The organism is Aminobacter sp. MET-1, assembly GCF_026521175.1.
In the GTDB taxonomy this organism is placed as follows: Bacteria; Pseudomonadota; Alphaproteobacteria; order Rhizobiales; family Rhizobiaceae; genus Aminobacter.
In genome coordinates this window covers 35,674-62,021 of record NZ_JAMSHL010000020.1, presented here as the reverse complement: position 1 = coordinate 62,021, position 26,348 = coordinate 35,674, and the positions used below count along the sequence as shown (strand labels likewise).

Below are 26,348 nucleotides of genomic sequence, written 5' to 3'. Positions count from 1 at the left end.
TTCGGGTTTCGGGGCGGGGGAACCAATGCTGGAAGTGTTGCGGCCGATCGTGCAATCGCCCGAGGCCATGCTGTTTCTCACGGTTGCGTTGGGCGTTCGCCTGGGGCGCCTCAAGCTTGGCGATTTCTCCTTCGGCAATGCCGCCGGCACCTTGATCGTCGGGACAATTCTGGGTGCGATCCTCGGCGGGGCGGTACCGGAGCTTTCGCCGACGCTCAAGTCGGTGGCGTTCCTGCTGTTTGTCTTCGCCGTCGGCTTCCAGAGCGGGCCGCAATTCTTCTCCTCGCTCGGGCGTCGCACATTGCCGCTGGCCGCGATTGCTCTTGTCGTCACGGCCACCGGGCTGGTGACGGCGCTTTCCATGGGGCGGCTGCTCGGCCTCGACCAGGGCAGTACGATCGGGCTGGCGGCCGGCAGCCTCAGCGAGACGGCGATGCTGGGCACCGCCTATGGCGCACTGAGCGGTCTCGGGCTGTCGCAGGATGCGTTGCTCGATGCGCAAGGGCAGGCGGCGGTGGCGTTTGCGCTGACTTATGTGTTCGGCACCATCGGCGTCATCCTGTTCTGCTCGCAGCTTGGGCCGCGGCTGATCGGCATCGACCTCAGGGAGGAAGGCCACAGGTTCGACGCCGAGCAAGCGCAGGTGGCGGTCGGCGGCGGGCAGCTGCTCGACGTGCGTTCGCTCGTCGCGCGCGCCTTTCGCGTCGACGCAGCCGACGGGGCAACCATCACGCAATTGCGCGACCGCATCGGCTCGCTGGTTTCGGTCCAGCGCGTCAGGCGCCACGGCAAGGATGTGGAGCTGTCGCCCGATCTGGAGCTGAAACGTGGCGACCTGATCGCCCTGCAAGGCTACCGTCCGGCGATCGTCCGGGCGGCGCCGCGCATCGGCAAGGAGGTGGTGGCGGACGAGCTGGTGCGCGATCTCCTGGGCCACGGCGCCGAGGTGGTCATTGCCCAGCGCTTCGCCGGCAAGACGTTGGCCGAGGCGGTGCAGCTGCTCGGCGATGCCGGGCGCGGCATCTTCCTGCGCGGCATCAAACGCCAGACACAGGAAGTCCCGGTGACGGCGCAAACCGTGCTGCTGCCGGGCGACATTCTGAGTCTTGCCGGCCCGCCGGAGCGGCTTGAGGAGGCGCTGCCGCATGTCGGCGAGAGCGTGAACACCGGAAAGCGCTCGGATATCTCGTTTCTCGCCGCCGGGCTTTTTTGCGGGGCGCTGATCGGCCTCGCCACACTGATGGTCAATGGGCTGCCGATCACCCTGTCCGCGGGTGGCGGTGCGCTTGTCGCCGGGCTGGTGTTCGGCTGGTGGCATTCACGCCATCCGGAGCGCTCCAACGTGCCGCTGGCGGCGACCCAGATCATGTGGGACTTCGGACTGGCGACCTTCTGCGCGCTGGTCGGACTGACGGCCGGCCCGCAAGCGGTAGCCGCCCTTGCCGCCAACGGGGCTCTGCTTCTGGGCGCAGGCGTGGTGGTCACGCTTGTGCCGCAGCTGGTGGGCCTTCTGGTCGGGCACTACTTGCTGAAGGTCGACCCGGTGCTGCTGTTCGGCGCGCTGGCCGGTGCGCAGACGCAGGACGCGGCGATGCTTGCCGCCAGCGACGTGGCCGAAAGCTCGGCCCCGGCGCTGGGCTTCACCGTGCCCTATGCGATCGGCAACATCCTGTTGACCATCATGGGACCGATCATCGTGGCGCTGACCTGAGGTTTCAGACTGCTTCGGAGGTGGCCTCTTCGGCACGCGTGGCTTTGCGTGCCACGATCCAGCCGACAATGGCCGCAAACAGCAGGACGGCTGCGGCGATGTAGAAGGCGAGACCCGGGAAGGGCATCGGCGTGCCGTCGCGCACCGTCCAGGCATAGAGCGCGCCGAAGAACAGCGGCGAGGCGACGCCGGCGATGCTGGCGACGCTCATATTGGCGCCCTGCAACTGGCCCTGTTCGGATTCGGAGACACGCTGGGTCATCAGCGACTGGGTCGTCGGCATGGCCAGACCCCACAGCGCGTTGGGGATCATCGCCACAGTGAACCAGATACCTGTCGGCGCAAAGCCCATAAGGGCGAGGCCGATGGCGCCGCCGAACAGGCCGAACACCATGGTCGCCCGGTCGCCGAAGCGCTTGACGACAGGGCCGACGATCAGGCCCTGGACGATCATGTCGAGCACGCCGACCATGGCAAGCAACACGCCCACTTCCCAGGCATGCCAGTTGTAGCGGAAGGCGGCATAAAGCACGAAAACCGCCGAGAAGACGTGGTGGGAGAAGTGCAGGAGGAAGGTCACCGAGGCGAGGCCGGTGAGCTCGGGATGCGAGCGCAGCAGCATCATCGCGCCGAACGGATTGGCGCGGCGCCATGCGAAAGGCATGCGCTTTTCGGGCGCGAGCGACTCCGGCAGGACGAAGGCGCCATACAGGAACGCAAGGCCGCTCATGGCAGCCGCCACCCAGAAGGGTGCGCGTGGCGAGATTTCGCCAAGGAAGCCGCCCATCAACGGGCCGGCGACGAAACCGGCGCTGAAGGCAGCGCCGATCAGGCCGTAGGCGCGGGCGCGGCCCTCCGGCGGGGTGATGTCGGCCATGTAGGCAAAGACCGTGGTGAAGCTCGACGAGGTGACGCCTGCGACGATGCGGCCGAGCGCCAGCCACCACAGGTTTGGCGCCACCGCCATCAGCACATAGTCGGCGGCGAGGCCCGCGGTCGACAGCAGGATGACCGGACGGCGGCCGTAACGGTCGGACAGCGAACCGATGATCGGCGAGCAGACGAATTGCATGCCGGCCCAAAGCGCCACGAACACGCCATTGATCCAGCCGGCATCGGCGTTGGAGCCGGCGAACTCCTCGATCAGCGAGGGCAACACCGGAATGATGATGCCCATGGCGACGATGTCGAGAACGGCGGTGACGAAGATGAAGGCGATCGCCGCTTGGCGACGCGAACCTGTGATGGACATGCAACTGGCCTCGATGGAGGGGGGCTTATAAGGGTAACGCTGCGTACGATCCACCCGGCGCCCCCAAGATTAGCAAAACCTACTGACATTGTGGCACCGGTTGGCAAACGCTGACCCAGGTCTTCCCGCTCGAAGGTTGCCGGCCTAAAAATGCGGTCGGATTCAGGACACGGCTGTCGCATGCGCCGGTCTAGAACACTGTCAAACAGGGAGCCTGCCATGCTGCGCAAGACGAAGTTCTTCATTGACGGAAAGTGGGTCGCGCCCGATGTGGCGAAGGAGCTCGAGGTTATCAATCCTGCCGACGAGCAGCCCTTTGCGGTGATTTCGTTGGGTTCCGCCGCCGATGTCGACAAGGCCGTTGAGGCCGCACAGCGCGCCTTTCCGTCGTGGAGCACGACGAGCCGCAAGGAGCGGCTTGCCCTGCTCGAAAAGCTGCTCGCCGCCTACAACAGGCGCATGCGCGACATGGCCAATGCCATCTCGGCCGAGATGGGCGCGCCGATGAAGCTGGCGCTCGAATCCCAGGCGGCCTGCGGAGCCGGTCACATCAAGAGCTTCATCGAGGTGCTGCAGCGTTTCGAGTTCGAGGAACCGCTGGACGAGAAGAACCCCGGCGAGCGCATCGTGCGCGAGCCGATCGGGGTGTGCGGCCTGATCACGCCATGGAACTGGCCGATGAACCAGGTGACGCTGAAGGTGGTGCCCGCACTTGCCGCCGGCTGCACGGTGGTGCTGAAGCCGTCCGAAATCGCGCCGATGTCGTCCATCGTCTTTGCCGAGATGATGGAGGAAGCGGGCTTCCCGGCCGGTGTGTTCAACATGGTCAATGGCGACGGTCCTAGCGTCGGCGAGGCGATGTCACGCCATCCGGGTATCGACATGATGTCGTTCACCGGCTCGACCCGCGCCGGCGTTGCCGTGACCAAGGCAGCTTCCGAGACGGTCAAACGCGTGACGCTGGAGCTTGGCGGCAAGTCACCCAACATCGTCTTCGCCGACGTCGATCTGGTGGATGCGGTGACGCGGGGGCTCGCCCACTGCTTCGAAAACACCGGCCAGTCGTGCAATGCGCCGACGCGAATGCTGGTCGAGCGCCCGGTCTACGACAAGGCTGTCGACATCGCCGCGAAATACACCGCGACGGTCAAGGTCGGCGATCCTTCTGAAGATGGCGACCATATTGGCCCGCTGGTCTCGGAAATGCAGTTCGACAAGGTGCAGGGGTTGATCGAGGCCGGCATCAAGGAAGGCGCGCGTGTCGTTGCCGGCGGCATCGGCCGTCCCGAGGGCTTTAACCGTGGCTATTTCGTGCGGCCGACGGTCTTTGCCGACGTCAACAACGAGATGCGTATCGCCCGTGAGGAGGTGTTCGGCCCGGTGCTGGCCATGATCCCGTTCGAGACCGAAGAGGAGGCAATCGCCATCGCCAATGACACGCCCTACGGCCTGTCGGCCTATGTGCAGTCGGCGGACAAGGCGCGCGCCCAGCGTGTCGCGCGCAAGCTCAGGGCCGGCATGGTGCAGATCAACGGCACCGACCGCCCCTATGGCAGCCCCTTCGGCGGCTACAAGCAGTCGGGCCTCGGCCGCGAGGGCGGCAAATGGGGGCTTGAGGACTTCCTCGAGGTCAAGGCGATCAGCGGGTTCGAGGAGGGGCTGGGCTGACATCCAGCGGGTCGTTGATCTCTACCATGCAAGTAGGTCCCCCTCACCGGCGAGGGGGGCTTGGCGCAATTTGAAGACCCTTATTCCTCATTCCGTCTCAGATAATCCTCTGCGATCTCGCGCATCCTGGTTCCGTCGATGCTGTCGGCGTGGCCGCCGTGAGCGATGCGAACCGGCAGGCCAATGAGCCGGCGCATGGTGGCGCAATAGGCTGTGCGGTTGGAATCCGGCATGTCGTCGACCAGGAAGCCGCCATGGATGGCGTCGCCCGAAAACAGCGTGCCGTTAAGTTCGTCGAACAGGCCGATGGACCCGGGCGAATGTCCGGGCAGGTGCAGCACGGTGAAGCTGCGGTCGCCGAGATCGATGACGTCGCCCTCGTCGAGCAGGCGCTGAAGTGGCGCCGGCGCGATCATGTAGTCGGCCGAGTGCCAGTCCGGGCAAGGCAACTCCGAAACCGCACCGGGGAAGTTGCGGAACATGTTGGCGTAGGTGGCCTCGTCCGGCATCGTTTCAAAGAATGAAGCCTCGATGCGCGGGCCAGCACGCCAGGCAAATTCATGCAGCGAGCCGACATGGTCGAGATGGACGTGGGTGGCGACAGCGAGCAGCGGCTTGCCCTGTGGCGTCTCGATTTCGGGCGCAAGCGGGCAGATGCCCATGCCGGTGTCGACCAGCAGGTCAATGTCGTTGCCGCGCACATGCCAGATGTTGGCGCGGCAATAATCGGTGACGAATGGCTCGGTCAGCATCGTCGTCGTGGTGTCGACGATGCTTTTCGAGAACCAGCCGGGGCGGCGGATCAAACGAAAGGCCTGCCGATATTGAAGTGGCCGGGCACCAGCCGGCGCAGATAGTCCATGCCCTTTTCCGACAGGTGGTTGGTGTCTTTCAGCATGAAGTCGTCGGGCATGTGGCGTGTCTTGCCGGCGACATTGGCGAGCGGCACCAGGCGGATCACTGTCTTGCCGTTTTCATATTTCAGCGCCACCGAACCGCCGCCCTTGTCGGCCGCCTCGACGGCGAAGGCGCCGGCGTCAAAGGCTTCCTGTGCATCGACGGCGTTGACCGCGCCGATATAGCCACGCGGCATGTAGCCCAGCGCATCGACGCGGGCGCGCTTGCCGGGCAGGCCTTCGGCCAGCGCCTGTTCGAAAGCACGCGGCAGATCGCTGCCCGACAGCTTGATATTGCCGTGGGCGTCGCGTTCCAGCTTGTCCGCCGGCACGATGCTCTCGACCAGCGCGCGGCCGTCCTCTGTCGTAACGCCTTCAGAGACGGCAACGACGCAGCGGCGGTGGCGGGCGAGCGATGCCTTCACGTCGTCGATGAAGCGCGGCACAGAGAAGGCGCGCTCGGGCACGTAGACGAGGTGCGGGCCGTCATCGTCATCCTGGCGCCAGGCAGCGGCGGCGGCGGTGAGGAAACCGGCATGGCGGCCCATGACGATGCCGACATAGATGCCGGGCAGGGCGCGGAAATCGAGGTCGACCGACAGGAAGGCCCCGGCGACGAATTCGGCGGCCGAGATAAAGCCCGGCACGTGGTCGTTTTCCTCAAGGTCGTTGTCGATGGTCTTGGGCGCATGCACGAAGGCGATGCTGCCTTGGGCAGCATCGCTCAGGATCTGCTGGGTGCCGGCGGTGTCGTTGCCGCCGATATAGATGAAGGCCTGCGCGTCGGCCTTCTTGAGGCCTTCGAGGATCACGTCGCAATAGGCGGCGTCGGGCTTGTCGCGGGTGCTGCCGAGCGCGGCACTCGGGGTTGCAGCGATGCGCAGGAGCTGCTCCTCGGCAATGTCGGTGAGGTCGACATAATCGCCGTCGCGAATGCCGCGGACGCCGTGGCGAGAGCCCAGTATGCGCGCCTTGGGGTGGCGGCGACGGATTTCGAGCACCGCGCCCGCCATCGTCTGGTTGATGACAGCGGTAGGCCCGCCGCCCTGGGCTATCACGAATGTCGAGGGCATGGTGGTCGTCCTCCCAAGGGTGCCGTTTTTCGGCACATTCGCCCTTCTTATCTCAGGACGCAATGGGCAGATCGAGCTAGATTGAAGCTGTTACGCCGGGAAACGGATTTCCCGGCACAGGCTCAGCCGACGACGACAGGGGTCTTGCCGTTGACGCGGCTGTAGAGGTCGATGATGTCCTGGTTGATCAGGCGCACGCAGCCCGAAGACATGGCCTGGCCGATGCTCCACCATTCCGGTGAGCCGTGGACGCGGTAGCCGGTGTCCTGGCCGTTCTGGAAGATGTAGAGCGCACGCGCACCCAGCGGATTGTCGAGGCCGCCGGGCTGGCCGCCGGCCCACTTCACGAGCTCCGGCTTGCGCGCGATCATCTCGCGCGGCGGTGTCCAGGTCGGCCACTTCTTGCCGTACTGGATGTTGGCGCGGCCGGACCAGCGGAAGCCGTCGCGGCCGATGCCGACGCCGTAGCGGATGGCCTCGCCACCGGGCTGGACGAGATAGAGGAAACGTTCGTCGAGCTTGACGACGATGGTACCAGGAGCCTCGCCAGTCGGATCGACCACGATCTGGCGGCGATATTTGGGATCGACCTTCTTGTAGGGCACCTCAGGCAAGGTGAAGCCCTCGTCGGTGAACGAGGCATACATCACCTCGGGGCCGGTGACCTGCTTGTCGACGCTGATCTGCGGACGGATCGAACCGGTTGACGTGGTGTCCAGGCCCATGGCCGGAAGTTCGAAATCCATGCTGCGGCTGCAACCGGCGAGCAGGCCGGCGGCGCCGAGGCCGAACAGCACCTTGCGGCGTGATGCGATCATGGGTTCGGGGCGGTCGTTCGGGCCGGAGACCGGCGAAGCAGGCGATTTCGACACGGCACAATTCCACTCGTTGTACAGGGATCGGATGCATGGCGAAGTCCGACCAATAGGCGGCATTTTCACCATTCATGGTTGAGAAAGAGTGAATATGACGTGCCGCCCGTTAAGGGCTTTACAAGCGCGCGGAGCCGGAGCTTGATCCCGCTTCCAATGAAGGAGAGTTGTCATGTCGTTTGAAAGCTGGGCCGCCTTCGCTGCTGCGTCCGCGGTGCTTCTCGTCATTCCTGGCCCCACGATCCTGCTGGTCGTATCCTATGCGCTCGGCCAGGGCTGGCGCACGGCGTTACCGATGGCCGTCGGCGTGGCGCTGGGCGATTTCACCGCCATGACGCTTTCGATGCTGGGCATCGGCGCGCTGCTTGCAGCCTCGGCAACAGTCTTCACAATCGTCAAGTGGATCGGTGCGGCCTACCTTATCTATCTCGGCATCAAGCTGTTCCGCGCCGGCGGCACGCTCGACGCCAAGCCGCGCACCGATGCCGCGTCCGCCGTCAAGATGATGGCGCATGCCTGGATCGTCACGGCGCTGAACCCCAAGAGCATCACCTTCTTCGTCGCGTTCCTGCCGCAGTTCCTTGACCGCAACGGCGATTTCTGGACGCAGATGCTGATCTTTGAGCTGACCTTCCTGACGCTCGCCTTTGCCAATGCCTTCGGCTACGCGCTGGTGGCAGCTCGTGCCCGCAGCGTGGTGTCCAATCCGCGTGCGATCCGCATCTTCAACCGCACCGGGGGCACGCTGCTGGTCGGCGCGGGCATTGCCGCGGCTGCCGCGCGCTCGGGGCACTGAGGATTATTGGCCGTGATGAAGGATCGGCTCGGGCTCACGCTTTCAGGGGCGGACGAGACTGCCGCCGCCCATTACGAGCGCGGGGTAAGCGAACTCCAGCGCTTCGTAGGCGATCCGGTCGGCTCGGCTGACAAGGCGATTGCTGACGCGCCCGACTTCGTCATGGCGCATGTGCTGAAGGGCTGGCTCTATGGCCTGTCCACCGAACGCGAGGCGATGGCGATCGCGCGGGACTGCCATGCAGTCGCTGCCGGGCTCGCGGCAACGGCCCGCGAACAGGCGCATGTCGCGGCCCTCGGCCGTCTTGCCGACGGGCACTGGCACGATGCAGGCCATATCCTCGCAGAATTGACGGCGGAGCATCCCACCGATGCCCTGGCGCTGCAGGCCGGACACCAGATCGACTTCTTCACCGGCAATGCCCCGATGCTGCGCGACCGTATCGCCAGGGCGATGCCCGCGTGGGACAGCGGCATGCCCGGCTATCACGCCATCCTTGGCATGCAGGCCTTCGGCTTCGAGGAGATGGGCGATTATGCGCGTGCCGAAGCGCTGGGGCGCGAGGCGGTCGGGCTGGAACCGCGCGACGGCTGGGCCCAGCATGCGGTGGCGCATGTGATGGAGATGCAGAGCCGCCAGCGCGATGGCATCGCCTGGATGCGCGGCAACACCGAAGCCTGGACGAAGGATAGCTTTCTTCAGGTTCACAACTGGTGGCACCTGGCGTTGTTTCACTACGACCTCGGCGAGACGGGCGAGGTGCTGGCGCTTTATGACGGGCCGATCTACGGCGCGCAGTCGAAGCTGGCGCTCAACATGGTCGACGCCTCGGCGATCCTGTGGCGGCTCAATCTCAGCGGCGTCGATGTCGGCGGCCGCTGGGCCAGTCTTGCCGCGAATTGGGCACCCAAGGCGGCCGCCGGCAACTACGCCTTCAACGATGCGCATGCGATGATGGCCTTTGTCGGCGCCGGGCTCGAAGCGCCTGCGAAGGCGATGCTTTATGCCCAGCGCGAGGCGATCGCCCGCGATGACGACAATGCCGCCTTCACAAGGGATGTTGGCCATCCCGTTTCACTGGCGATCAAGGCCTTTGGTGAAGGGCGCTATGGCGAGACCGTCCGGCTGCTAGAGCCGGTGAGGGCCATCGCCCACCGCTTTGGCGGCAGCCACGCCCAGCGCGACGTGATCGATCTGACGCTGATCGTGGCGGCATTGCGCGACGGCAACGATGCGCTTGCCGTGAAGCTCGCCTCCGCGCGCAACCAGGCGCGGCCGGCAAGCCCGCTGTCAGGCCTGTTCGTCCAGCGCGCTGCACTTCTGGCGCATGGCTGACTGAGGTCGAAAGCGCGCCAGCGAGGCGTTCGATTTATTTTTTACGAGTTCCGAAATAAATATCGACCCGACCCCGCAATGTTTGCTAATAAGCAGCGTCCGTCGGAGGAACGGGATGTTGGCTTAGCCGTTTTCACCTGTTGGTGATGAAGGCCGGCCAGTGCGTGAGAGGATGGGCGCAACCAGCGTCCGCGTCGCTCATTCGGGAGGAATGGCATGTATCTCGGGCTTGATCTCGGCACGTCAGGCGTGAAGGCGCTGCTGATGGACGCCGACCAGAAGATATCAGGTTCCGGCCACGGTTCGCTCGATGTCTCCAGGCCGCATCACGGCTGGTCCGAGCAGGATCCCGCCGACTGGATCCGCGCCACCGAGGAGGCAATCGCCGAGCTCAAGGCGGCACATCCGCGGGAAATGGCCGCTGTGCGCGGCATCGGCCTGTCGGGCCAGATGCATGGCGCGACGCTGCTCGATGTCGCGGGCAAGGTGCTGCGCCCCTGCATCCTCTGGAACGACACGCGCAGCTTTGCCGCGGCGGCCAGCCTCGATGCCGATCCGCGATTTCGCAAGGTCACCGGCAACATCGTTTTCCCCGGCTTCACTGCCCCCAAGCTTGCCTGGGTGAAGGCCCACGAGCCCGAAATTTTTGCAGGGGTGGCGAAAGTGCTGCTGCCCAAGGACTACCTGCGGTTCTGGCTGTCGGGCGAATACATTTCCGAGATGTCCGACTCCGCCGGTACGTCCTGGCTCGACGTGGCAGTGCGGCGCTGGTCTCCGGCGCTTCTGGCCGCCACCGACCTCGGTATCGAGCACATGCCGTCGCTGGTCGAGGGCACCGAGAAGGCAGGCACGTTGCGCAGCGAACTGGCGGCGAAATGGGGCATGGGGCAGGGCGTGGCGATCGCAGGCGGTGCCGGCGACAATGCGGCTTCAGCCTGCGGCATGGGCACGGTCAAGCCAGGTGCTGCCTTCGTGTCATTGGGCACTTCTGGTGTGCTGTTTGCCGCCAACGGCGCCTATCTGCCCAATCCGGAAAGTGCCGTGCACACCTTCTGTCACGCGCTGCCAAATGCTTGGCATCAGATGGGCGTCATCCTGTCGGCGACGGATTCGCTCAACTGGCTGAGCACCATCACGGGCAAGGACGCGGCCGAGCTGACACGCGAACTCGGCGACGATCTGCGCGCGCCCTCGGGCGTGAGCTTCCTGCCCTATCTCTCAGGCGAGCGAACCCCGCACAACGATGCGGCGATCCGTGGCTCCTTCACTGGTCTCGCCCATGAGATCGACCGCGCGGGCTTGACCCAGGCCGTGCTCGAAGGTGTGGCCTTTGCTTTCCGTGACAGCCTCGAAGCCCTGGCCACGGCCGGAACGACGCTGACACGCGTGACCGCCATTGGCGGCGGCTCGCGTTCGCGTTACTGGCTGAAGTCGATCGCCACCGCACTCGGCCTGCCAGTCGACATACCTGCCGACGGCGATTTCGGCGCGGCCTTCGGGGCCGCGCGCCTCGGTCTCATCGCAGCCGAAGGCGCCGACCCGCACCAGGTCTGCACGCCGCCTGCAACTGCCGAAACCATCGAGCCGGTGGCGGCGCTGGCAGGCGCCTATGACGAGGCCTACCAGCGTTACCGCAAGCTCTATCCGGCGATCCGGGGGACGATGTGAACGCCCAGGCCAGATCAGCCCGGCACCTTGTCGAGGAAGCCGGTGATGAGGCTCAGGCGCCCGTCCTTCAGGGTGGCGAAGTCGGAGCCTTCGATCACGGCTTCCGCGCCGTCAGGGCCGAGGCACCAGGAAAAGCGGATGTTGTCGCCGAAGCCATCGGCCTTGCCCTTCAGCTTGAAGCGGAAGCCGGGGAATTGGCTGTGCACGCCCGCGATCAGCGTATCGATGCCAGCGTGGCCGTCGCCCTGCATGATCGGGTCGCGATAGCTCACGCCCGGGGTGAAGGCAGCGTCGACAAGCGCCTTGCGGGCGGCCGCATCGGTTTCGTTCCAGGCGGCGAAGTAGGCTTCGGCGATGGCGTTGTAGTCGGTCATTTCTGCTCTCCGTCAGGTTCGTCTTTGACAACGCGACCCTTTTCGCAGCAGCTACGACTGAAACCAATTACGTCTCAGGTAATCGAATACGGAAATTCGGCGACTGCCCCGTGAGGGGCGGTCATGCGTACTCACTGAAAGGAGTTCTCACATGAGCACCGGCTATTTCGGCGACATCAAGCCTGTCCGCTACGAAGGCCCCGACAGCACCAATCCGCTGGCCTATCGCCACTACAACGCCGACGAGGTGGTGCTGGGCAAAAGGCTGGAAGACCATCTGCGCTTCGCCGTCGCCTATTGGCACACATTCGCCTGGCCGGGCGGCGATCCGTTCGGCGGCCAGACCTTCGAGCGGCCCTGGTTTGCAAAGACTGGGTTCGGCGAGACGATGGAGAACGCCAAGCTGAAGGCTGACGTGGCCTTCGAGCTGTTCTCGCTGCTCGGCGTTCCCTATTACTGCTTCCACGACGCCGACGTGCGGCCCGAGGGTGCCAACTTTACCGAGAGCGCAAAGCGCCTCGACGAGATCGCCGACCATTTCGAAGCCAAGATGGCCAAGACCGGCGTCAAGCTGCTCTGGGGCACTGCCAATCTGTTCTCCAACCGCCGCTTCATGGCTGGCGCCGCGACCAACCCCGATCCCGACGTCTTTGCCTATGCGGCAGCGACGGTGAAGCACTGCATCGACGTCACCAAACACCTCAAGGGCGAGAACTACGTGCTGTGGGGCGGCCGCGAGGGCTATGAGACACTGCTCAACACCGACATGGGCCGCGAGCTCGACCAGCTCGGCCGTTTCCTCAACCTTGTCGTCGACTACAAGCACAGAAGCGGCTTCACCGGCACCATCCTGATCGAGCCGAAGCCGCAGGAGCCGACCAAGCACCAGTATGATTACGACGTCGCCACCGTCTACGGCTTCCTGAGGAAGTACGGGCTGGAGAAGGAGGTGAAGGTCAACATCGAGCAGGGTCACGCGATCCTGGCCGGCCACTCCTTCGAACACGAGCTGGCGACCGCCAATGCGCTCGGCATCTTCGGCTCCATCGACATGAACCGCAACGACTATCAGTCGGGCTGGGACACCGATCAGTTCCCCAACAACGTGCCCGAGATGGCGCTGGCCTATTACCAGGTGCTGCTGGGCGGCGGCTTCAAGACGGGCGGCACCAATTTCGACGCCAAGCTGCGCCGCCAGTCGCTTGACCCTGAGGACCTGCTGGTCGCCCATATCGGCGGCATGGACGCTTGCGCCCGTGGCCTCAAGGCAGCTGCCAGGATGATCGAGGACAAGGCTCTGTCAGGTCCGCTCGACGCCCGCTACGCCGGCTGGAACTCGACGGAGGCCAAGGCGATGCTTGCGGGCGAACGCAGCCTCGAACAGATCGCCGCGCGCGTGGTCGCCGATGGCATCGAGCCGCAGCCGAAGTCGGGCCGGCAGGAGTATCTGGAGAACGTCGTCAACCGCTACGTCTGACGGCTTCGAACCGCGATGAATGATGGCGCCGGCCCCAGGGCTGGCGCCATTTTTTGTACACGCTGTCCGATGTTCAAAGGCAGGGCCGATGCTAGACGGGCGCCTCAAGAGCAGGAGCGACAGCATGGACAAGCGTAACATCCTGGTGCGGCCGGCGAAGACAGCTGATTTCGCCCAGGTGAAGCAGGTGTTGGCCGACACGTTCGAAAGCACCTGGCGGCCGGAAATCAGCGCGGCGTCGGCCGGGCGCTATCTCTCATCCGATATCGGCGGCCGTTATGTCGATCAAAATGGTCTCGCCTTCTGGGTGGCCGAAGTCGACGGTCGTGTCGCCGGCATGGTCCACTGGAGCGGCGACTTCATAGAGGCGCTGCATGTTGCGGGGGCCTATCAGCGCCTTGGCCTCGGCCGGCAGCTTCTGGCGCGGGCAGAGCAGGAGATCGGCAAGGCCGGCTTGGAAAAAGTGCGGCTTGAAACCGACACCTTCAACCAGCAGAGCCAGACCTTCTACCGCGCCATGGGTTATGTCGAGATGGCGCGTTATCCCGACGAGGAGTGGGACAGCGGGCTGACCACCATATTGTTTGAAAAACCGCTGGTTACGGGCTGAGGAACCGGCCAGGACTCGGCCTGATTGAGCCCGGCGGCGGCGCACACGCATGCCCCTGAATTGCCTCTTTCTCGCCCTTAAGAGGCCCGTCGAATCAGTGACTTAGCGTCCCATGAGACGGGAACAAAAGACTTTCACCAAAGATATCCATGACCCGGCGATCGATGCCCTGCTGAACACATCAGGGGATATTTCGTTCGTCGACAGGCTGATGGCGTTGCCGCCGCCACTGGAGCCTGAACTGTCCGACGAGTGGACCCGGGCCGTGACGACGCGGCTTGAGGCCGTGCTGGCGCAGAGCATGCGCGCGCATATCGATACCGATGGTCGCGCCGTGGCCTGATCCCGACAGAGTGGTTTGACTGAGGGGGCGGGGACCGCCATGCTCCTCGCATGATACGCGCGGTTCTGCTCGACCTCTCGGGCGTCGTTTATGACGGCGATAGACCGATCCCGGGTGCTGTCGCGGCCATCGGGCGGCTTCGCGCCGAGGGCCTGCCGATCCGCTTCGTCAGCAACACGACACGGTCGCCGCACCGGGCGATCGTTGCCCAGCTCGCGAGCCTTGGTGTTGCAGTCGACCGCGACGAGCTGTTCACCCCGGCGCGTGCCGCGGTCGATTGGCTCGCACGCGAAGGCTGCAGGGCGCATCTCCTGGTGCATCCCGATCTCGTGCCCGAATTCGCCGGCAACAAGTTTGGTGACAGGAGGGCGGTGGTGGTCGGCGATGCTGCCGAGGCCTTCACCTATGCGGCGATGAACGCCGTCTTCCGGCAACTGATCGACGGTGCCGAATTCCTCGCGCTTGCGGTCAATCGCACCTTCAAGGATGCCGATGGCGGGCTCAGTCTCGATGCCGGGGCTTTCGTCGCAGCACTGGAATTCGCTGCCGGCAAGCAGGCGACGGTGCTGGGCAAGCCGTCTCGCGACTTCTTCCATGCCGCACTGGCCGGGTTGGATTGCCCGCCTGGTCAGGCCGTGATGGTCGGCGATGACGCCGAAAGCGACGTGTCCGGTGCCTTGAAGGCGGGGATCGGAACAGCCCTTCTGGTGCGAACCGGCAAGTACCGCGCTGGTGACGAAAGCCGCCACGCACCGCATCCGACCGCCGTTGTCGACGATCTCGAGGCGGCGGTCGAGTGGATCCTCGCCCGTCGAGGTTAGCCCTTGCGCATCCTCACCGGTGCGGTGCCGAAGGCTTTCGAAAAGCTGCGGGAGAAGGCCGCGGCTGATGAAAATCCAGTGCGCTCCGCAACCTCGGCCATGCTGACGCGCGTGTCGACCACGAGCCGGCGCGCGGCGCTCAATCTCAGCCTGAGATAATAGGCCCCCGGCGTCTCGCCAATCGAGGCGCGGAAGATGCTTTCGAGCGTGCGCGCCGTCACGCCGGCGCGTTTTGCAATCGCGGCAATCGTCAGCGGCTGGTCAACATGCGCTTCCATCAGCCGGATCGCCTGGGCGAGGCGCGGGTCGTAGCCGTCGAGCCGGCCGAGCGAGACCAGCGGCTGTGCGTCGGTGGCGGCGCGCGACTGGTCGTAAATGAAGACGCTGGCGACATCGAGCGCGGTCGCCATGCCCAATCGCGAACGCACCAGATGCAGCATCAGGTCGAAAGTGGGGGCGGCGCCGCCCGAGGTGAAGACCGGGCCGTCGATGATGTAGCGGTCGGGGCGAACCTCGACGTCGGGAAAGGCAGAGGCAAAATCCTCCATGTCTTCCCAATGGGTGGTGGCGGCGCGGCCTTCCAAGAGCCCGGCGCGAGCGACCAGCCACGTGCCGGCCTCGATGCCGCCTGCGGCACGCGCCTTGCGGGCGCAGCGCCTTATGCCGCCGAGCAGCTTCGACGTGGCGTAGCCTTGCGTTCCGAAGCCGGCGATGACCATCAGCACGTCGCAGGCCCCGTCGGGGTCGAAGGCACCGGAGACTGCCACCGGCAGGCCGCAGGTGGTGATGGGCGGCTCGCCGGTGCTCGACACCAGCCGGTAGTCGAACAGGGTTTCGCCCGAGACACGGTTGGCGGCGCGCAGCGGGTCGACGGCCGACGCCACGCACATGATGGACGCGCCGGAGAAGACCAGCATCGTCACCTTGAGCGGTGTACGTTCTTCGCGAAAGATTGTCGGCTTTTCGCTTTTTGCCATTTGCCTTTCGTAAAACGCAAAACAAGCCAGCGCAAGCAGCGCAATCATACGTTCGGAATTGCTGCTGGGAGGAATGCGATGCCGCTCGAAATGAACCGCGAGGTCTTCATTACCTGTGCTGTGACCGGGTCCGGCGGCACGCAGGATCGCAGCCGGCTGGTGCCGCGTTCGCCCAAGGAAATCGCCGACTCGGCCATCGAGGCGGCCAAGGCGGGGGCGGCCATCGTCCATTGCCATGTCCGCGACCCCGAGACCGGCAAGCCGCGCCGAGACATCCATCTCTACCGTGAGGTGACCGAGCGCATCCGCGAGGCAGACGTCGACGTGGTGCTGAACCTGACCGCCGGCATGGGTGGCGACATGGTGTTCGGCGACGTCGAAAGCCCGCTGCCGCTGAAGCAGGCCGGCACCGACATGGGAGGTGCCACGAACCGCGTCGAGCATGTGCGCCAGTGTCTGCCCGAGATCTGTACGCTCGACTGCGGCACGATGAACTTCGCCGAGGCCGACTATGTCATGACCAACACACCGGGCATGCTGCGCGCCATGGGCGGCATGATGACCGCGATGGGCGTGAAGCCGGAGATCGAGGCCTTCGACACCGGCCATCTGTGGTTTGCCAAGCAGCTGGTGGAGGAGGGCGTGCTGGCGCCCGACGCGCTGGTGCAGCTGTGCATGGGCGTGCCGTGGGGTGCGCCGGACGATCTCAACACCTTCATGGCGATGGTCAACAACGTGCCGAAGAGCTGGACCTTCTCGGCCTTCTCGCTGGGCCGCAACCAGATGGCCTATGCGGCGGCCGCGGTGCTCGCCGGCGGCAATGTGCGCGTCGGCCTCGAGGACAATCTCTGGCTCGACAAGGGCGTGCTCGCCACCAATGCGCAGCTGGTCGAGAAGGCGGTTACAGTCGTCGAGACCCTGGGTGCCAGGGTCATCGGGCCCGAAGAGGTGCGCAAGAAGCTCAACCTCGTCAAGCGCGCGCCGCTGGCGGTCTGATCGCTGACAATCTGCCGGGAGGGGCATGCTCATGAACACAATTTCCAAAGCAGCCGCCATTGGCGGCGGGGTGATCGGCGCGGGCTGGGTGGCGCGGCTTTTGCTCAACGGTATCGACGTGTCGATCTTCGATCCCGATCCGGAGGCCTCACGCAAGGTCGGCGAGGTGATGAAGGGCGCGCGGCGCGCCTACAGGCAGATGGTGCCAGGCGGCCTGCCCAAGGAAGGCAAGCTGACCTACGCCAAGACCATTGCCGAGGCCGTGGCCGACGCCGACTTCATCCAGGAAAGCGTGCCTGAGAGGCTCGACCTCAAGCACAAGGTGCTGGCCGAGATCGACATGCACGCGCCGGCCAATGCGATCATCGGCTCGTCCACCTCGGGTATCAAGCCGTCCCACATGCAGGTGGCGATGAAGAAGCACCCTGAAAGGCTGGTGGTCGGCCATCCGTTCAACCCGGTCTATCTCCTGCCCATCGTCGAGATCGTCGGTGGTAGCAAGACCTTCCCCGAGGCCATCGAGGTGGCCAAGGAGATCTATTCCTCCATCGGCATGAAGCCCGTGGTCATCCGCAAGGAGATCGAGGCCTTTGTCGGCGACCGCCTGCTGGAAGCGGCCTGGCGCGAGGCTTTGTGGCTGATCAAGGACGGCATCTGCTCGGTCGAAGAGCTCGACGACATCATGCGCTACGGCTTCGGCCTGCGCTGGGCCCAGATGGGCATGTTCCAGGTCTACCGCATCGCCGGTGGCGAGGCGGGCATGCGCCACTTCATGGCCCAGTTCGGCCCGTGCCTGGAGTGGCCATGGACCAAGCTGATGGATGTGCCGGAGTTCAACGACGAGCTGGTCGACTTGATCGCCGGCCAGTCCGACGACCAGTCGTCGAAATGGTCGATCCGCGAGCTGGAAAAGATCCGCGACGACAATCTGGTCGCAATCATGGATGCGCTGTCGAAGCAGAACAAGGGCAAGGGCTGGGGCGCCGGTGCGCTCTACAAGGACTACACCAAGCAGCTCGCCTCCCAGGCCAAACCCAAGGTTTCGAAAGCTGCTGAAAAGGCCAAGGCGAGCAAGCCGGTGAAGAAGGCGGCGAAAAAGGCTTCGGCCAAGAAGAAGGGCTAAGCCATGCATTTCGGTCTGTCCGAAGAACAGCAGCTGATCGTCGACACGACGCGCGCCTTCGTCGAGAACGAGCTTTATCCGCATGAGCAGGAGGTCGAGCGCACGGGCCATCTCAGGCGCGAGCTGATCGAGGAGATCAAGGGAAAGGCGATATCTGCCGGGCTCTATGCAGCCAACATGCCATCAGATGTCGGTGGCGCCGGGCTCGATACGCTGACCTGGCTGCTCTACGAGAAGGAGCTCGGCCGCGCCAACTATGCGCTGCATTGGACCTGCGTGGCGCGCCCTTCGAACATCCTTCTCGCCGGTACGGCGGAGCAGCGCGAAAAGTACCTTTTCCCCTGTATCCGCGGCGAAAAATCGGACTGTCTCGCCATGACCGAGCCGGGCGCCGGTTCGGACTTGCGCGGCATGAAGGCGAGCGCCGTCGAACAGGGCGGCGACTGGGTGCTCAACGGCACCAAGCATTTCATCTCCCACGCCGATATTGCCGATTTCGCCATCGTCTTCATGGCCTCGGGCGAGGAGGACAGTCCCCGTGGCAAACGCAAGAAGATCACCGCCTTCTTCGTCGACAAGGGCACCCCCGGCTTCACCGTGCGGGAGGGCTACCGCAACGTCTCGCATCGCGGCTACACCAATTCGGTGCTGGAGTTCGACGACTGCCGGTTGCCGGCGAGCCAGATCCTTGGCGAGGTGCACAAGGGGTTCGAGGTCGCGAACTCCTGGCTGGGGGCCACCCGCCTGCAGGTCGGTGCAACCTGTCTCGGCCGTGCCGAACGCGCGCTTGGCCATGCCATCGAATATGCCGCCCAACGCGAACAGTTCGGCCAGCAGATCGGCAAGTTCCAGGGCGTGTCCTTCAAGCTCGCCGACATGGCAACCGAGCTCAAGGCGGCCGAACTGATGGTCATGGAGGCCGGCTGGAAATACGACCAGGGCACGGTCACCGACCAGGACATGGCGATGGCCAAGCTCAAGGCCACCGAGATGCTGGCCTTCGTCGCCGACGAGGCGATCCAGATCCATGGCGGCATGGGCCTGATGGACGACCTGCCGCTGGAGCGCATCTGGCGCGACGCCCGCGTCGAGCGCATCTGGGAAGGCACGTCGGAAATCCAGCGACACATCATTTCGCGCGCGCTGCTCAGAGCGGTGGGCGGATGATTTTGAGGCTGCGGAAGCGGCAGACAAGTTTGACCTTGCTCTTCGGGGCAGGGTGGCCCGCAGGGCCGGGTGGGGGTGGAAATGAGTAGCTCGACTTTGACCACCTCCACCCCGAAGCCTTCAGGGCGAACGCGGCTCGAGCGCCTGCTACGGCCGAAGTCGATCGCCGTGTTCGGCGGCTCGCAGGCGGCGGCGGTGGTCAAGCAATGCCTGAAGATGGGGTTTGCCGGTGACATCTGGCCGGTGCATCCGACTAAGGACGAGGTCGAGGGCATCAGGACTTACCGCTCGGTCGCAGAGCTGCCCGGTGCCCCCGACGCCGCCTTCGTCGGCGTCAACCGCTTCCTGACCATCGAGGTGATCTCACAACTCTCCGCACGCGGCGCAGGCGGGGCGATCTGCTTTGCCTCGGGCTTCCTCGAGGCTGGCAACGACGATGCCGACGGCGAGCGGCTGCAGGTCGAGCTGGTGGCGGCGGCCGGTGGCATGCCCGTCATCGGACCCAATTGCTACGGCCTGATCAACTATGCCGACGGCGCATTGTTGTGGCCCGACCAGCATGGCGGCCGGAGGCTCGCGACTGGCGGGCGCGGCGTTGCCATCATAACGCAGTCGTCCAATATCGCCTGCAACCTGACCATGCAGAAGCGTGGCCTGCCGGTGGCCTTCCTGATGACGGCCGGTAACCAGGCGCAGACCGGCCTCTCCGAGATGGCGCTTGGGCTGATCGAGGACGAGCGCGTGTCGTGCCTCGGGCTGCACATCGAGGGGTTCGATACCGTCGACGGCTTCGAGCGGTTGGCGGCGCGGGCGCGCGAACTGAATAAGCCGATCGTCGCCATGAAGGTCGGCCGCTCCGAACAGGCGCGCAAGGCGACGATCTCGCACACCGCGTCGCTCGCAGGCTCCGACGCCGCATCGGATGCCTTCCTCAGGCGGCTCGGCATCGCCCGCGTCGACACCATCCCGTCGCTGCTCGAAACGCTGAAGCTGCTGCACGCGATTGGCCCGCTGCCCGGCTTCGCGCTGTCGTCGATGAGTTGCTCGGGCGGCGAAGCCTCCGTCATGGCCGACAGCGCCGAGGAGCGACGGCTGCGTTTCCCTGCACTGACGCCTGAGCACTATGCGAGGGTCAAGTCGACGCTCGGCGCCTTCGTGGCGGTCGCCAATCCGCTCGACTACCACACCTTCATCTGGAACGACGAACCGGCGATGACGGCCACCTTCACGGCGATGGCGTCCGGCGGCTTCGACCTCAACATGCTGGTGCTCGACTTCCCACGCAACGACCGCTGCTCGGATGCCGACTGGTGGCCGACCGTGCGCGCTTTCGAGGCTGCGCTGAAGGCCAATGGCGCGCGCGGCGCCGTGGTGGCGTCGATGTCGGAGAACCTGACCGAGGAGCATGCCGCCGACCTGTTTTCGCGCGGGATCGTGCCCTTGCAGGGGATATCAGAGGCAATGGACGCGGCGGAGGCGGCGGCGGCGATTGGCGAGGCCTGGGCCAGGCCGATTGCAGCATCGATTGGCGGTGGCACCTGCACACCTCTCTCCGGCAGGCCAAAGGGGGACGTTTCCCGAGCCACCTTCGACGAAGCCGCCGCCAAATTCCTGTTGCGCGACGCCGGCCTTGCTGTACCGGCGGGCCGACGCGCGGCAAGCGTGACCGAGGCCATCTCAGCCGCCGAGGCGCTGGGATATCCCGTGGCGCTCAAGGCACTCGGCGTTGCCCACAAGAGCGAACTCGGTGCCGTCAGGCTGAATCTGAAAACCGCCGAAGATGTCGGCACGGCAGCGGCAGCCCTGCTGCCGCTCGGCTCCGGCCTCTATGTCGAAAAGATGGTCTCGGGCGGTGTCGCCGAGCTGATCGTCGGCGTCACCAGTGATCCGCTGTTCGGCCCTGTCATGACCATCGGTACCGGCGGCGTGCTGGTCGAACTCATCAAGGACAGCGCGACGCTGCACTTACCGGCCTCGCGCAGCGAGGTGGCGGCGGCGCTGCAGGGGCTGAAGATGTATCCGCTGCTCGACGGCTATCGCGGCGGCGCGAGGGCGGATGTTGGTGCTGCCGTTGATGCGATCATGGCGATCGCCGGCTTCGTGTCCAATTATGTCGAGGCAATCGAGGAACTCGACATCAACCCGCTGATCGTCTGCGGCGAAGGGCAGGGAGCCTGGATCGCGGACGCGCTGCTGGTCGTGAATGGCCCCTCTGCCGGACTTTCTTTCGGTGAAGGACGGGAAGAGGCAAGCCGGCCGCAACGTTGACGCCTCCTTCGTCCCATTCTTCACGGGGAGAGGGCAAGGGCGAGGGGCTATCCCGCCCACGGCTTTGAAAGGCTTGCCCAGGCATAGGCCTGGGCAAGGGCAATGGAGGAAAAAATGTCCGACGTCGTGAAAACCCGCAGGGAAGGTGTGGTCCTCGAGGTCACGCTCGACCGGCCCAAGGCCAATGCCATCGACCTTGCGACCTCGCGGCTGCTGGGCGAGACGTTCAAGGCCTTCCGTGACGATGACAGCCTGCGTATCGCCATCGTGAAGACGGCGGGCGAGAAGTTCTTTTCCGCCGGCTGGGACCTGAAGGCGGCGGCCAGCGGCGACGCGGTCGACGGCGACTATGGCGTCGGCGGCTTCGGCGGGTTGCAGGAGTTGCGTGACCTCAACAAGCCCGTGATCGCCTGCGTCAACGGCATGGCGGTCGGCGGCGGCTTCGAACTGGCGCTATCCTGCGACCTGATCTACGCCTCCGAGCATTCGAGCTTCGCACTGCCCGAGATCCGCGCGGGCACGCTGGCTGATGCTGCGACGATCAAGTTGCCCAAGCGCATTCCCTATCACGTGGCGATGGATCTTCTGCTCACCGGCCGCTGGATGGACGTGGCCGAGGCGCATCGTTGGGGCCTGGTCAACGAGGTGCTGCCGGCCGACAAGCTGGAGGAGCGCGTCTGGGAGATCGCCCGCCTGCTCGCCGGCGGCCCGCCGCTGGTCTTCGCTGCCATCAAGGAGGTGGCCCGCGCCGCCGAGGTGATGGGCTTCCAGGAAACGATGAACCGCATCACCAAGCGGCAATTCGCGACCGTGGACGAGCTCTACGCATCGGAGGACAATCTCGAGGGCTTCAAGGCGTTTGCCGAGAAGCGTGATCCGGTGTGGAAGGGGAAGTAGGGATAGGAGGCATGATGGAGTTTCTTCGCGCCCCTTTCTGGCCTGCCGGCCATCTCCCCCATGAGGGAGGAGATCATTCACGTTGGCGCCGAGCTGTCTCCTGCAGTAACCTCGGACGCATTGGCCGACTGGGCCGCACTGTTCTGCCACCGAAGGTTGGGCGAGGCGCCGGTGAAAGCCTGATCTCCCCCCTTGTGGGGGAGATGGCCGGTAGGCCAAAGGGGTCCGCGAGAGGGCGCGGCCTTTGCCGAGGTGCCCTCCAATGACCGACTACGGCACGCTCATCGACGCCGAGACCTGGACCTTCATCGAGCGGACCAATTCCTACTATCCGCCTGACACCATCGACTACACCATCGCCCAGCAGCGCGAGATCTACGACCGCATGTGCCGGGAGTTCTTCGCCGGCTACCCCGATGGCGTGACGGCCGAGACGACCGCCATTCCTGCGTCTGGGCGGGACGTGCCGATCCGCATCTACCGCCTTGCCGATAAGGCCCCGCAGGCGATGGTGCTCTATTTCCACGGCGGCGGTTTCATCCTCGGCGGGCTCGACAGCCATGATGACGTCTGCGCCGAGCTGTGCGGGCGCACCGGCTACGAAGTCGTGTCGGTCGACTACAGGCTGGCGCCCGAGCACAAGCATCCGGCTGCCTTCGACGATGCCATGGCCGCCTTCGAATGGGCCGCGACCAGATACGGCCAGCCCATCGTGCTCGCCGGCGACAGCGCCGGCGGCAACATCGCGGCCGCCGTCAGTCATGCCACGCGCGGGCACGCCAGGCGCCCGGTCGGGCAAGTGCTGATCTATCCGGGCCTTGGCGGGGATCGGATGCGCGGATCCTACATCGTCCATGCCGAGGCGCCGATGCTGACCATGCGCGACCTCGAATTCTACAAGGACATCCGCACCGGCGGCGAGGACCGTACCGGCGACATCACGCTGTCGCCGCTGGCAGACGCCGATTTCGCCAATCTGCCGCCAACAGTCGTCATCACGGCCGAATGCGACCCGCTGTCATCAGATGGCGAGGCCTACGGCGAACGCATAGTCGCTGCCGGCGGCAAAGCCTTCTGGTTCGAGGAGCCGGGACTCGTCCACGGCTACCTGCGCGCCCGCCACACCGTCCGCCGCGCCCGCGCCAGCTTCACGCGCATCGTCGATGCGGCGGCGGCGCTGGGGCGGGGTGAGTGGAGCTGGTGACGGTTGGACGTTGGCGTTCCTTGCCCCTCTCTGGCCTGCCGGCCATCTTCCCCGCAAGGGGGCAGATTGGTCACGTCGCCACCTGCGTCCAATCTGCTGACCAACACCGCCTGCTTGCGACTTTCGCGGCCGGCAGCAAGTCGACGAGGGCATACTTCTGTGATTGGCCGCCCGGGCCTATGAAGGCATGATCTTCCACCCCTGCGGGGGAGATGGCCGGCAGGCCAGAGAGGGGCGCGAAGGAATGCAACCGTCCTCATCCTGAGGTGCCTGCCCCAAAGGCCAGTCTCGAAAGACGCACTACTTCTGCTGCCTCAATTCCCGGCACTCGCCATCCTGCGGCCGCCGATGGCCTTTTCCAGCCAGCCGATCTCCATTTCGGGCACCGACGACAGCAGCAGGTCCGTGTAGGCGTCGAAGGGCGGCTTCAGCACTTCCGACTTCGGGCCGTAGCGTACCACCTCGCCGCGATACATGACGGCGATGGAGTCGGCGATGGACTTCACCGTCGCCAGATCGTGGGTGATGAACAGATAGGCGACGCCTTCCTCGGCCTGCAGTCCGAGCAGCAGCTTGAGGATGCCGTTGGCGACCAGCGGATCCAGAGCGCTCGTCACCTCGTCGCAGATGATCAGCCTCGGCTTGGCCGCGAGCGCTCGCGCGATGCAGACACGCTGCTTCTGGCCGCCTGACAGTTCGGCCGGATATCGGTCGATGAAACCGCGGCCCATCTCGATCTTGTCGAGCAGTTCGGCGACCCTGGCATCGCGCTCCTTGCCGCTCATGCCGAAATAGAATTCCAGCGGCCGGCCGATGATCGTGCCCACAGTCTGGCGCGGGTTCATCGCCACGTCGGCCATCTGGTAGATCATCTGCAGCTCGCGCAGGTCGTCGCGGGTGCGGTCGGCGAGGCGATTGGACAGGGTACGGCCGGCAAAGGTAATGCTGCCCTGCTCGGGCGGCAACAGGCCCGTGATGGCGCGCGCAAGCGTCGACTTGCCAGAGCCGGATTCGCCGACGACGGCCAGCGTCTGGCCGGGCAGGATGTCGACCGAGACGTTCTTGAGCACCTTGATCTTGCCGCCGCCATAGGCAGCCGTCACGTCTCTGACCGAGAGGAAGGGGGCCGCGCCCGGTTTCTTTTCCTGATGCTCGATCTCGTGCACGGAGACGAGTGCCGAGGTGTATTCCTGGCGGGGCTCCTTGATGATCTGGCGCGTGCCGCCCCATTCGACCAGCCGGCCATGGCGCAGCACCATGATCTCGTCCGATACCTGGGCGACGACGGCTAGGTCGTGGCTGATGTAGAGCGCTGCCACGCCGGTGTCGCGGATGGCCTCCTTGATCGCCGCCAGCACGTCGATCTGGGTGGTGACATCAAGCGCCGTCGTCGGCTCGTCGAAGACGATCAGGTCGGGCTCGGAGCACAGCGCCATGGCTGTCATGACGCGCTGCAGCTGGCCGCCGGAAACCTGGTGCGGGAAGCGCTTGCCGATATTCTCGGGGTCGGGAAGACTGAGCTTCCTGAACAGCGCCACGGCGCGTTTCTCGGCCTCCTCGCGGGTCGTAACCCCATGCAGGATCGAGGCTTCCACCACCTGGTCCATCAGGCGATGGGCCGGGTTGAAGGCCGCCGCCGCCGATTGCGCAACATAGCAGACCTCACGGCCACGCAGGGCGCGCACGCCTTGCGTGCCGGCCTTGAGGATGTCGCGGCCGTTGAACACGACCTCGCCGCCGGTGATGCGCACGCCGCCGCGGCCATAAGCCATGGACGACAGGCCGATGGTCGACTTGCCCGCACCGGACTCGCCGATCAAGCCGAGCACCTGGCCGCGCTTGAGGCTGAGCGACACGTCGTGGACAAGCGTAATGGTGCGCGGCGCCTCGCCGGGCGGGAACACCTTGGCCTCGATCCTGAGGTTGCGGATGTCGAGCAGCGTGTCGGAGCCGTTGGTGCCGGGTTTTGCCTTGGCCTCCATTTTGGCATCAGCCATTGCCGCGTCCTCCCTTGAGATCGGTGGTGCGGTTGAGCACCCAGTCGGCGACGAGGTTGACCGAGATTGCAAGGGCTGCAATCGCGGCGGCGGGGATCAGGGCTGCGGGAATGCCAAAGACGATGCCGTCCTTGTTTTCCTTGACCATGCCGCCCCAGTCGGCATCCGGCGGCTGCACGCCGAGGCCGAGGAAGGACAGCGCAGAGAGGAACAGCACGGCATAGATGAAGCGCAGGCCGAGTTCGGAGACCAGCGGCGACAGCGCGTTGGGCAGGATCTCGCGGAAGATGATCCAGGCCTTGCCTTCGCCGCGCAGCTTGGCCGCCTCGACAAAGTCCATCACGTTGATGTCGACCGCCACCGCCCGCGACAGGCGGTAGACACGGGTGGCGTCGAGGATACCCATGACCAGGATCAGCGTGAGCAAGGTCGAAGGCAGGACCGACAGCACGACGAGCGCGAAGATCAGCGTCGGGATTGCCATCAGCAGGTCGACGAAGCGCGACATGGTGGTGTCGAGCCAGCCGCCGACGGTGGCTGCGGTAAAGCCGAGGATCGAACCGAGTGAGAACGACAGCGCGGTTGCCATCACGGCGATGAAGATCGTCGTGCGGGCGCCATAGATCATGCGTGAGAGCAGGTCGCGGCCGAGATTGTCTGTGCCGAGCCAGAACTGCGCGCTTGACGGCGCCCAGACGTCGCCGACGATTTCGGCCTTGCCGTAGGGCGCAACCCAGGGTGCGAACAGGGCCGCGAACAGGAAGCAGGCGGTAAGGACCAGTCCGATCCAGGCGCCGAGGGAGATGCGTTTGAAATCGAGCAT

23 protein-coding genes are annotated in these 26,348 nt (G+C 65.2%); 15 read left to right on the top strand and 8 right to left on the bottom strand.

Annotation, left to right across the window (positions count from 1 at the left end; genetic code table 11):
- Positions 1-25 precede the first annotated feature (25 nt).
- The gene (locus NDO48_RS23255) at positions 26-1,711 is read left to right on the top strand and encodes a TrkA C-terminal domain-containing protein (RefSeq protein ID WP_267322438.1); all 1,686 of its coding nucleotides are present in this window, start codon (positions 26-28) and stop codon (positions 1,709-1,711) included.
- Positions 1,712-1,715: 4 nt separating this feature from the next.
- Here the strand turns inward: NDO48_RS23255 and NDO48_RS23250 are convergent, their stop codons facing one another.
- Positions 1,716-2,963, bottom strand: coding sequence for a TCR/Tet family MFS transporter (locus NDO48_RS23250; protein ID WP_018429486.1), 1,248 nt, complete (start codon positions 2,961-2,963; stop codon positions 1,716-1,718).
- 219 nt (positions 2,964-3,182) lie between these two features.
- On the opposite strand from NDO48_RS23250, the gene NDO48_RS23245 reads away from it, so the two are divergent.
- The gene (locus NDO48_RS23245) at positions 3,183-4,631 is read left to right on the top strand and encodes an aldehyde dehydrogenase family protein (protein WP_267322437.1); all 1,449 of its coding nucleotides are present in this window, start codon (positions 3,183-3,185) and stop codon (positions 4,629-4,631) included.
- An 80-nt stretch (positions 4,632-4,711) separates the two neighbouring features.
- On the opposite strand, the gene NDO48_RS23240 is transcribed toward NDO48_RS23245, so the two are convergent.
- From NDO48_RS23240 to NDO48_RS23230, 3 genes are all read right to left on the bottom strand, one after another.
- The gene (locus NDO48_RS23240) at positions 4,712-5,383 is read right to left on the bottom strand and encodes an MBL fold metallo-hydrolase (protein ID WP_267322444.1); all 672 of its coding nucleotides are present in this window, start codon (positions 5,381-5,383) and stop codon (positions 4,712-4,714) included.
- Between the two features lie 50 nt (positions 5,384-5,433).
- Entirely contained in the window at positions 5,434-6,600 is a 1,167-nt protein-coding gene (locus NDO48_RS23235; protein WP_267322436.1) for a diphosphate--fructose-6-phosphate 1-phosphotransferase, read from the bottom strand.
- A gap of 122 nt (positions 6,601-6,722) precedes the next feature.
- Positions 6,723-7,418: a L,D-transpeptidase gene (locus tag NDO48_RS23230; protein ID WP_081623568.1), complete on the bottom strand. Its 696-nt coding sequence runs from the start codon at positions 7,416-7,418 to the stop codon at positions 6,723-6,725.
- Positions 7,419-7,644: 226 nt separating this feature from the next.
- On the opposite strand from NDO48_RS23230, the gene NDO48_RS23225 reads away from it, so the two are divergent.
- From NDO48_RS23225 to xylB, 3 genes are all read left to right on the top strand, one after another.
- Positions 7,645-8,268, top strand: coding sequence for a LysE family translocator (locus NDO48_RS23225; protein WP_267322435.1), 624 nt, complete (start codon positions 7,645-7,647; stop codon positions 8,266-8,268).
- A gap of 15 nt (positions 8,269-8,283) precedes the next feature.
- Positions 8,284-9,603: a tetratricopeptide repeat protein gene (locus NDO48_RS23220; RefSeq protein WP_267322443.1), complete on the top strand. Its 1,320-nt coding sequence runs from the start codon at positions 8,284-8,286 to the stop codon at positions 9,601-9,603.
- Between the two features lie 216 nt (positions 9,604-9,819).
- Positions 9,820-11,271 carry a xylulokinase gene (gene xylB / locus NDO48_RS23215; protein WP_267322434.1) on the top strand — a complete coding sequence of 484 codons (1,452 nt, stop codon included), beginning with the start codon at positions 9,820-9,822 and terminating at the stop codon, positions 11,269-11,271.
- Positions 11,272-11,285: 14 nt separating this feature from the next.
- Here the strand turns inward: xylB and NDO48_RS23210 are convergent, their stop codons facing one another.
- Positions 11,286-11,645 carry a nuclear transport factor 2 family protein gene (locus tag NDO48_RS23210; protein WP_267322433.1) on the bottom strand — a complete coding sequence of 120 codons (360 nt, stop codon included), beginning with the start codon at positions 11,643-11,645 and terminating at the stop codon, positions 11,286-11,288.
- A 151-nt stretch (positions 11,646-11,796) separates the two neighbouring features.
- Between NDO48_RS23210 and xylA the strand changes: the two genes are divergently transcribed.
- From xylA to NDO48_RS23190, 4 genes are all read left to right on the top strand, one after another.
- The gene (gene xylA / locus NDO48_RS23205; protein ID WP_267322432.1) at positions 11,797-13,122 is read left to right on the top strand and encodes a xylose isomerase; all 1,326 of its coding nucleotides are present in this window, start codon (positions 11,797-11,799) and stop codon (positions 13,120-13,122) included.
- Between the two features lie 124 nt (positions 13,123-13,246).
- Positions 13,247-13,732 (top strand): GNAT family N-acetyltransferase, encoded by a 486-nt coding sequence (locus NDO48_RS23200; protein WP_267322431.1) that lies wholly within the window; start codon positions 13,247-13,249, stop codon positions 13,730-13,732.
- 112 nt (positions 13,733-13,844) lie between these two features.
- Positions 13,845-14,075, top strand: coding sequence for a hypothetical protein (locus NDO48_RS23195; protein ID WP_267322430.1), 231 nt, complete (start codon positions 13,845-13,847; stop codon positions 14,073-14,075).
- Positions 14,076-14,125: 50 nt separating this feature from the next.
- Entirely contained in the window at positions 14,126-14,896 is a 771-nt protein-coding gene (locus NDO48_RS23190; protein ID WP_267322429.1) for a TIGR01458 family HAD-type hydrolase, read from the top strand.
- Here the strand turns inward: NDO48_RS23190 and NDO48_RS23185 are convergent.
- Entirely contained in the window at positions 14,893-15,873 is a 981-nt protein-coding gene (locus tag NDO48_RS23185) for a GlxA family transcriptional regulator (RefSeq protein ID WP_267322428.1), read from the bottom strand. The genes NDO48_RS23190 and NDO48_RS23185 overlap by 4 nt on opposite strands.
- Before the next feature lie 78 nt (positions 15,874-15,951).
- Between NDO48_RS23185 and NDO48_RS23180 the strand changes: the two genes are divergently transcribed.
- From NDO48_RS23180 to NDO48_RS23155, 6 genes are all read left to right on the top strand, one after another.
- On the top strand, positions 15,952-16,869 hold the full coding sequence (locus NDO48_RS23180) for a 3-keto-5-aminohexanoate cleavage protein (protein ID WP_267322427.1): 918 nt from the start codon (positions 15,952-15,954) through the stop codon (positions 16,867-16,869).
- Positions 16,870-16,900: 31 nt separating this feature from the next.
- Complete coding sequence (locus NDO48_RS23175) at positions 16,901-17,992, top strand: carnitine 3-dehydrogenase (RefSeq protein ID WP_267322426.1); 1,092 nt, start codon at positions 16,901-16,903, stop codon at positions 17,990-17,992.
- A 3-nt stretch (positions 17,993-17,995) separates the two neighbouring features.
- Positions 17,996-19,159, top strand: coding sequence for an acyl-CoA dehydrogenase family protein (locus NDO48_RS23170; protein WP_018429470.1), 1,164 nt, complete (start codon positions 17,996-17,998; stop codon positions 19,157-19,159).
- A gap of 81 nt (positions 19,160-19,240) precedes the next feature.
- Positions 19,241-21,427, top strand: coding sequence for an acetate--CoA ligase family protein (locus NDO48_RS23165; RefSeq protein ID WP_267322425.1), 2,187 nt, complete (start codon positions 19,241-19,243; stop codon positions 21,425-21,427).
- Positions 21,428-21,541: 114 nt separating this feature from the next.
- The gene (locus NDO48_RS23160; RefSeq protein WP_267322424.1) at positions 21,542-22,324 is read left to right on the top strand and encodes a carnitinyl-CoA dehydratase; all 783 of its coding nucleotides are present in this window, start codon (positions 21,542-21,544) and stop codon (positions 22,322-22,324) included.
- 262 nt (positions 22,325-22,586) lie between these two features.
- Positions 22,587-23,528: an alpha/beta hydrolase gene (locus NDO48_RS23155; protein ID WP_267322423.1), complete on the top strand. Its 942-nt coding sequence runs from the start codon at positions 22,587-22,589 to the stop codon at positions 23,526-23,528.
- Positions 23,529-23,842: 314 nt separating this feature from the next.
- Here the strand turns inward: NDO48_RS23155 and NDO48_RS23150 are convergent, their stop codons facing one another.
- The gene (locus NDO48_RS23150; RefSeq protein WP_026227511.1) at positions 23,843-25,525 is read right to left on the bottom strand and encodes an ABC transporter ATP-binding protein; all 1,683 of its coding nucleotides are present in this window, start codon (positions 25,523-25,525) and stop codon (positions 23,843-23,845) included.
- Positions 25,518-26,348: an ABC transporter permease gene (locus NDO48_RS23145; protein WP_018429464.1), complete on the bottom strand. Its 831-nt coding sequence runs from the start codon at positions 26,346-26,348 to the stop codon at positions 25,518-25,520. The genes NDO48_RS23150 and NDO48_RS23145 overlap by 8 nt, the downstream gene beginning before the upstream one ends.

What these genes read in the sequence shown, in the direction of transcription:
- NDO48_RS23220 (WP_267322443.1), top strand. Translation starts at nt 8,284, where the DNA reads ATGAAGGATCGGCTCGGGCTCACGCTTTCAGGGGCGGACGAGACTGCC.
- NDO48_RS23195 (WP_267322430.1), top strand. Translation starts at nt 13,845, where the DNA reads ATGAGACGGGAACAAAAGACTTTCACCAAAGATATCCATGACCCGGCG.
- NDO48_RS23175 (WP_267322426.1), top strand. Translation starts at nt 16,901, where the DNA reads ATGAACACAATTTCCAAAGCAGCCGCCATTGGCGGCGGGGTGATCGGC.
- NDO48_RS23150 (WP_026227511.1), bottom strand. Translation starts at nt 25,525, where the DNA reads ATGGCTGATGCCAAAATGGAGGCCAAGGCAAAACCCGGCACCAACGGC.
- NDO48_RS23180 (WP_267322427.1), top strand. Translation starts at nt 15,952, where the DNA reads ATGCCGCTCGAAATGAACCGCGAGGTCTTCATTACCTGTGCTGTGACC.
- NDO48_RS23145 (WP_018429464.1), bottom strand. Translation starts at nt 26,348, where the DNA reads ATGCTCGATTTCAAACGCATCTCCCTCGGCGCCTGGATCGGACTGGTC.
- NDO48_RS23155 (WP_267322423.1), top strand. Translation starts at nt 22,587, where the DNA reads ATGACCGACTACGGCACGCTCATCGACGCCGAGACCTGGACCTTCATC.
- NDO48_RS23160 (WP_267322424.1), top strand. Translation starts at nt 21,542, where the DNA reads ATGTCCGACGTCGTGAAAACCCGCAGGGAAGGTGTGGTCCTCGAGGTC.
- NDO48_RS23185 (WP_267322428.1), bottom strand. Translation starts at nt 15,873, where the DNA reads ATGGCAAAAAGCGAAAAGCCGACAATCTTTCGCGAAGAACGTACACCG.
- NDO48_RS23190 (WP_267322429.1), top strand. Translation starts at nt 14,126, where the DNA reads ATGATACGCGCGGTTCTGCTCGACCTCTCGGGCGTCGTTTATGACGGC.
- NDO48_RS23165 (WP_267322425.1), top strand. Translation starts at nt 19,241, where the DNA reads ATGAGTAGCTCGACTTTGACCACCTCCACCCCGAAGCCTTCAGGGCGA.
- xylB (WP_267322434.1), top strand. Translation starts at nt 9,820, where the DNA reads ATGTATCTCGGGCTTGATCTCGGCACGTCAGGCGTGAAGGCGCTGCTG.
- NDO48_RS23170 (WP_018429470.1), top strand. Translation starts at nt 17,996, where the DNA reads ATGCATTTCGGTCTGTCCGAAGAACAGCAGCTGATCGTCGACACGACG.
- NDO48_RS23225 (WP_267322435.1), top strand. Translation starts at nt 7,645, where the DNA reads ATGTCGTTTGAAAGCTGGGCCGCCTTCGCTGCTGCGTCCGCGGTGCTT.
- NDO48_RS23200 (WP_267322431.1), top strand. Translation starts at nt 13,247, where the DNA reads ATGGACAAGCGTAACATCCTGGTGCGGCCGGCGAAGACAGCTGATTTC.
- NDO48_RS23235 (WP_267322436.1), bottom strand. Translation starts at nt 6,600, where the DNA reads ATGCCCTCGACATTCGTGATAGCCCAGGGCGGCGGGCCTACCGCTGTC.
- NDO48_RS23230 (WP_081623568.1), bottom strand. Translation starts at nt 7,418, where the DNA reads ATGATCGCATCACGCCGCAAGGTGCTGTTCGGCCTCGGCGCCGCCGGC.
- NDO48_RS23240 (WP_267322444.1), bottom strand. Translation starts at nt 5,383, where the DNA reads ATGCTGACCGAGCCATTCGTCACCGATTATTGCCGCGCCAACATCTGG.
- NDO48_RS23245 (WP_267322437.1), top strand. Translation starts at nt 3,183, where the DNA reads ATGCTGCGCAAGACGAAGTTCTTCATTGACGGAAAGTGGGTCGCGCCC.
- NDO48_RS23255 (WP_267322438.1), top strand. Translation starts at nt 26, where the DNA reads ATGCTGGAAGTGTTGCGGCCGATCGTGCAATCGCCCGAGGCCATGCTG.
- NDO48_RS23250 (WP_018429486.1), bottom strand. Translation starts at nt 2,963, where the DNA reads ATGTCCATCACAGGTTCGCGTCGCCAAGCGGCGATCGCCTTCATCTTC.
- NDO48_RS23210 (WP_267322433.1), bottom strand. Translation starts at nt 11,645, where the DNA reads ATGACCGACTACAACGCCATCGCCGAAGCCTACTTCGCCGCCTGGAAC.
- xylA (WP_267322432.1), top strand. Translation starts at nt 11,797, where the DNA reads ATGAGCACCGGCTATTTCGGCGACATCAAGCCTGTCCGCTACGAAGGC.